We start from the raw sequence: 5,495 nt of genomic DNA, 5'->3' as shown, positions 1-5,495 counted from the left end.
GCGCACCAGCGTGCTGCATCGCGGCTTGCCGGCGCGCCGAGCCGTCGAGCGCGCGTTTCGTTTTAACGTGTGTCGCCACTTATCGCCTTGCCGCCAAAGCAGACCGCGGTAATGGTCTCGCGCAATTCCTCGTCGGCGATCGGCTTGTGCAGGATGCGGCTGCCGCTGGCGCTGATCTCCTTGAGGCGCGCCGGCGACGTATCGCCAGTAATGATGATGGTCGGGACAAGCCGGCCGATATGGGCGTGAAGCGCACGGATCGCGTCGGTGCCGGTGGTGTCATTCTCGAGACGGTAGTCTGCGATGATCAGGTCGACCGGCGCATCGCCGGCAGCCAGCGCCGCCGTATGGGCCTCCTGCGCCTCTGCGGCGGAGCGGCCGGGATAGACACGATGTCCCTCCAGGCTGAGCAAGCGCACCATGGCATCGAGAACGTCGCCCTCGTCCTCGACCACCATGATGCCGGCGGCACTGCTGGCCGGCGATGTCGTGTCGACCTCCAAGCGAGCTTGCACCGCGCCGGCCTTCGCGACGGTGATGGAAAACAGGGAACCGCGCCCGGACGTCGAAGCCAATTTCAGGGGGTGCCCCAACAGCTCGGCGGTGCGGCGAACGATGGCGAGCCCGAGTCCCAGGCCTTGCGTGCGGTCCCGCGCCGGGTTCTGCAACTGCACGAACTCCTCGAAGACCATCCCCTGCTGATCGGCGGGGATGCCGGGGCCGCTGTCGAGGACCTGTATCTCCACACATGCGCCGCGCCGGCGACAGCCCAGCAGGACACCACCTTGCTTGGTGTAGCGAAGGGCATTCGAGATCAGGTTGGTGAGGATGCGCTTCAACATCATCGGGTCGCTGTCGACGTAGAGACTGCTGTCTACCACGCGCCACGTAAGTCCGCGTTGTTTTGCCTCGGCGGCGAATTCATTGCGAAGATCACCAAAGAGGTCGCGCAGCGGCACCGCCTCGCTCGCGACCGTGACGATGCCCGCATCGAGCCGCGAGATATCGAGCAAAGCGTTGAGCAGCCCACTGAAGTTGCTGACAACCGATTTCGCCCGGCTGGCCAGATCGCGCGCCTCGCCGGAGGGTACGTCGCCGCGCTGCCCCAATATGGCAAGCGTCGAGACCAGCAGGCTCAGGGCATGGATCGGTTGGCGCAGATCGTGACTCGCCGCCGCCAGAAAACGCGTCTTGGCACGGTCGGCGGTCTGCGCCCTGTCGCGTTCCTCTTGCAGGTGCTCGACCAGCGTTTCGTTCTCCAGTCGCAGGCTGACGGTTTCGCGCAGCATGCGGTAGGTGATACGGCAGTAGTAGAAATTGATCGCCACCAGCGATGCGAGCAGGAACAGGAAGGCGCCGGAAATATCGCTTTGGGTGGTCAAGCAGCGCAAGGCGACCGGCACCACCGTGGCCAGGATGGAACCGACCAGCGCCGGCGGAAAGGCCGACAGCGACGGCACCGTACCGCAGACGAGACCAGTCAGGACGATGACCGTGAAGGACAGCACGATCGGCGCCTCGGGCATAAAGCCGACCCAGCCAAGCACCCCCCACAGAAGGCCCGACATACAGGAAAACGCCGTGGCCAGCCATGCCCAGCGCAAGATCGAGCCGCGATCCCTTGAGCGGCTGAAAAAACGGCGCGACGCCAGCACCCGGATAGCCGTCAGCAGATACAGCGCCGCCAGCCAGCCGATCAGCCAATTGGCGGAAACGGCCGTTCTCAGAACATAGACCGCCGCCATCGAGATCACGATGTTGGAGATGACCACGCCGTAGGAATTGCGATACAGGAGTTCGACCAGGGCCTGGCGTATCTTGTCTTCCTGCATCGAATCCCTCCAATTGTCCCAAGTAATTCTCCGGCCGGTCTTCCCCGGTACCGTTGATCTACCGGCAACCTGTTTCGCATAAGTTGGCGATCGATCCATATACGCCGCTGCAGCCCTGGATGGTGCCCCGATGAACCGCTCGCTCACCGCCATACTCGCCGACGACCATGCCATCGTGCGCGAGGGGCTGAAGTTGCTTATCTCGGCTATGGACAATGTCTCGGTCGTCGCCGAGGCTGCGGATGGCGAGGCGCTGCTTGGCCAGCTGCGAAGCACGCGCGCCGACCTTTTGATCCTCGACCTCGGCATGCCAGGTGTGGCCGGGATGCAGTTTATCGCCACCATCAGGACCTTGGCGCCACGCCTGCGGATCGTGGTGCTGACGGCCAATGTCGAGCCGAGGACAGTACGCGCCGCGCTCAGCGCCGGCGCCAACGCCTACCTGACCAAGGATGGCGATCCCGAGGAACTCGGCGCTGCCATCGAAGCGGTCAAGAACGGAGGCACCTATCTGGCGAAAACCGTTCGCTTCGCGGTCAGCGATATAGGCAGGGAAAGCGAGCCGATAGCCGCGCAGGAAATCCTGTCCCCGGTACCGCTGACGCGGCGCGAACGGCAGATCCTTCAACTGGTGGCGCAAGGCATGATCACGCGCGACATCGCCGAACGACTGGGCATCAGCCTGCCGACCGCTCGCAAACATCGCGAAAATCTGATGGGCAAGCTCAGTCTCCACAACACCGCCGAACTGACCGCCTACGCGGTTCGTCTGGGATTGCCCACCGGCTGATATCGCAGCCGCTACAATGGGCAACCCGGCAACGGCCCCTTAACCATCGGCAGATTAGCCAAACCCGATCATCATCCAAATACGGCATCCGCCGTATGTTTTCGGCCTGCCCCCCGGCCTACTCCTCCCACGGCTTGATCACATGGGAGGAGCTGTCATGCCATCGCTGGATCTCTGGATTCCGTTCGCCCTCGCAACACTCGCCTTCGCCTGCATGCCAGGACCGGCGATTCTCTACATGACAGCGCAGACGCTGGCCCATGGCCGTCAGGCGGGATTGATGGCGGCACTGGGTGTCCATCTTGGTTGTTACGTGCACATCCTGGCCGCGGCGGTCGGGCTCGCCGCACTGATGGAACACGCGCCGGTCGCTTTCTTGGTGATCCGATGGGCGGGCGCCGCATATCTCATTTCGCTGGGCCTTGCCATGTTCCTGGGCTGGAACCGGATGGGCGAGGATGGTGCCAGGCCGGCCCCGAACACATTTCGCGACAGCATGGTCGTCGAGATCCTCAATCCCAAGACGGCACTGTTCTTCCTGACCTTCCTGCCGCAGTTCGTGGATCCGTCAGCCGGCATGGCCGTCGGGTTGCAGTTCCTCATCCTCGGCATCATCGTCAATCTCATCTTCTCGATGGCCGACCTTGCGGCGGTCGGCATCGCCTCGCTCGCCGTTTGCCGGTTCACTGGCGCCGGGTGGGTGATCCCCAAGACATGCGGTTCGATCCTCATCGGACTTGGCGTGGCGCTCGTCAGCCATCATATCTGAACCTGCAAATGAAGAGCCGCGATTTCGAGGGAGATCTGACGGTGAAATTTCAGCGGCTGCTGGCGGCAAGGCCCGATATGCCGAAGGATGGCTGACGGCCTGCTCGCGCATCCGGCAAGATATACCGGAACCGGCGCGCCTTCGGGGCCATCGCCCGAATTCTACAGACCCTAGGCCGCGCCTACCCGCCGCCGCCTTCCTTCTCAGCCTCCTGCTTCAGCGTCGCAATGAACCGCTTCGTCCGTTGCTGCTCCGGATTGTTGAACAGCACCGCGGCCGGTCCCTTCTCGACGACGACGCCGGCATCGAGGAACACCACTTCCTTGGCGATCTTGGAGGCGAGGCGCAGATCATGCGTCGCCATCACCATGGTCGTGCCTTCACTGGCGAGCTTGCCAAGCACGTCGACCACCTCTTGCGCCAGTTCCGGGTCGAGTGCCGAGGTCGGCTCGTCGCAGAGCAGCACTTTCGGCGACGGCGCCAAGGCGCGGGCGATCGCCACGCGCTGCTGCTGGCCGCCCGACAGCGTCGCCGGCCAGGCGTCGGCCTTGTGCGCCATCCCCACCTTCTCCAGCAGAGCCAGCGCCCGCTCGCGTGCCCTCTCAGGCGCCCATTTCAGCACCGTCACCAGCCCTTCCATGACGTTCTCGATCGCGGTGCGATGCGGAAACAGCTGGAAGTTCTGGAACACCATGCCGGTCTGCAGCCGCAGGCGCTGGATATCCCTGGCCGGAACCCTGCCACCAGGATGGAATTCGAGCGTCTCGTCGCCGATGCGCACCGTGCCCGAGGTCGGGATCTCCAGGAGGTTGATACAGCGCAGCAGGGTGCTCTTTCCCCCGCCCGACGGGCCGACCAGCGCCGTGACGCTGCCTTCGGCAATGGTGACCGTCACGCCCTTCAACACGAGATTGTCGCCAAAGCGCTTTTCGATGTTGCTGAGGCCGATCATGAGCGTGCCTCCAGGAAGCCGCCATAGCGGTTGAGCCGGGTCTCCAGCCGCGTCTGCAAGGCCGACAGCACCGAACTCAGCGCCAGATAGAGGATCGCCGCCTCGACATAGAGGATCAGCGGCTCATAGGTGGTGGCGACGATGCGCTGCGCCGCCTGGAACATCTCCGGCACGGTGATGGCGGCGGCCAGCGACGTATCCTTGACCAATGAGATAAAGGTGTTGGAAAGCGGCGGCACCGCGACCCGGCCGGCTTGCGGCAGGATGGTGCGCCGCATCGCCTGGCTCCAGGTCATGCCGATCGAATAGGCCGCTTCCCACTGGCCCTTCGGCACCGACCCTATGGCCGCGCGGATGATTTCCGACGTGTAGGCGCCGATGTTGAGCGTGAAGCCGATCAACGCCGCCGTGAAGGCGTCGAGCAGGATACCGACCGACGGCAGGCCGTAGAAGATAAGGAACAGCTGCACCAGCAGCGGCGTGCCGCGGAAGATCCAGACATAGAAGCGCACCAGCGCGACCAGCGGTTTCGGACCAAACAGCCGGGCAAGCGCCGCACCCAACCCAACGGTCAGCCCAAGGACGAAGGACAACAGCGTCAGCGGCACGGTGAAGATCAGCGCCGCCCACAACAGCGAAGGCAGCGACTCCAGCATCAGTTGCAGCCAGTGCGGCACGTAAGACCCTCCAAATAAGTCGAGGCTTTCGTCGAGGCGCGACATATCACGACAAAAGCGGCGGACCGTCAAAGACGACTCGCCGCTCGATATGTCCTGTGGGCCGCGGAGCGGCCCGCCTCATAGATTACTTCGAAACGTCCTGGCCGAAATAGGTGTCGGAGATTTTCTTATAGGTGCCGTCGGCCTTGATGTCGGCCAGCGCCTTGTTGATCGCCGCGACCAGCTCCGGATCGCCCTTGCGCACGATGACGCCGGAATAGTCGGCGTTTTCCTCTTGCGCGGCGATCTTCACATTGGCGTCGGGCTTGTGCTTCTTGAAGTCGAGGAACGACAGGCTGTCATTGATCGTGGCGTCGGCACGGCCTGTCAGAAGCAGCTGGATCGATTGGTCGAAGCCATCGGTGCCGACCAGCTCGGCGCCGTTCGTTTCGGCCAGCTTGCCGAAATTCGAGGTCAGCGACTGCGCCGACTT

General features: G+C 63.6%; 6 protein-coding genes. 2 read left to right on the top strand and 4 right to left on the bottom strand.

Translation table 11 applies throughout. The features are described 5' to 3' along the window. Nucleotides 1-62: 62 nt before the first annotated feature. Nucleotides 63-1,832: an ATP-binding protein gene (locus tag EN969_RS14915; RefSeq protein WP_127419213.1), complete on the bottom strand. Its 1,770-nt coding sequence runs from the start codon at nucleotides 1,830-1,832 to the stop codon at nucleotides 63-65. 130 nt (nucleotides 1,833-1,962) lie between these two features. On the opposite strand from EN969_RS14915, the gene EN969_RS14910 reads away from it, so the two are divergent. Together EN969_RS14910 and EN969_RS14905 are read left to right on the top strand one after the other, a co-directional pair. After that, nucleotides 1,963-2,622 (top strand): response regulator transcription factor, encoded by a 660-nt coding sequence (locus EN969_RS14910; RefSeq protein ID WP_063169189.1) that lies wholly within the window; start codon nucleotides 1,963-1,965, stop codon nucleotides 2,620-2,622. Nucleotides 2,623-2,779: 157 nt separating this feature from the next. Continuing rightward, complete coding sequence (locus tag EN969_RS14905; RefSeq protein WP_127419212.1) at nucleotides 2,780-3,391, top strand: LysE family translocator; 612 nt, start codon at nucleotides 2,780-2,782, stop codon at nucleotides 3,389-3,391. A 181-nt stretch (nucleotides 3,392-3,572) separates the two neighbouring features. Here the strand turns inward: EN969_RS14905 and EN969_RS14900 are convergent, their stop codons facing one another. The 3 genes from EN969_RS14900 to EN969_RS14890 all read right to left on the bottom strand — a co-directional run. Beyond that, nucleotides 3,573-4,343, bottom strand: coding sequence for an amino acid ABC transporter ATP-binding protein (locus EN969_RS14900; RefSeq protein ID WP_013529175.1), 771 nt, complete (start codon nucleotides 4,341-4,343; stop codon nucleotides 3,573-3,575). After that, nucleotides 4,340-5,020, bottom strand: a complete 681-nt coding sequence (locus tag EN969_RS14895) for an amino acid ABC transporter permease (RefSeq protein WP_013529174.1) — start codon at nucleotides 5,018-5,020, stop codon at nucleotides 4,340-4,342. Before EN969_RS14895 ends, EN969_RS14900 begins: the two co-directional genes overlap by 4 nt. 127 nt (nucleotides 5,021-5,147) lie before the next feature. Then, a partial coding sequence (locus EN969_RS14890) for a transporter substrate-binding domain-containing protein (protein ID WP_127419211.1) occupies nucleotides 5,148-5,495 on the bottom strand: 348 nt, incomplete at its 5' end.

The organism is Mesorhizobium sp. M7A.F.Ca.CA.003.01.2.1, from assembly GCF_003998945.1.
In the GTDB taxonomy this organism is placed as follows: Bacteria; Pseudomonadota; Alphaproteobacteria; order Rhizobiales; family Rhizobiaceae; genus Mesorhizobium; species Mesorhizobium ciceri.
Note: the sequence above shows the minus strand (reverse complement) of the source record. Positions and strands in the feature narration are given on the sequence as shown.

Bases quoted from the DNA above. Each gene is read 5' to 3' on its own strand.
- EN969_RS14900 (WP_013529175.1), bottom strand. From the start codon at position 4,343: ATGATCGGCCTCAGCAACATCGAAAAGCGCTTTGGCGACAATCTCGTG.
- EN969_RS14910 (WP_063169189.1), top strand. From the start codon at position 1,963: ATGAACCGCTCGCTCACCGCCATACTCGCCGACGACCATGCCATCGTG.
- EN969_RS14905 (WP_127419212.1), top strand. From the start codon at position 2,780: ATGCCATCGCTGGATCTCTGGATTCCGTTCGCCCTCGCAACACTCGCC.
- EN969_RS14915 (WP_127419213.1), bottom strand. From the start codon at position 1,832: ATGCAGGAAGACAAGATACGCCAGGCCCTGGTCGAACTCCTGTATCGC.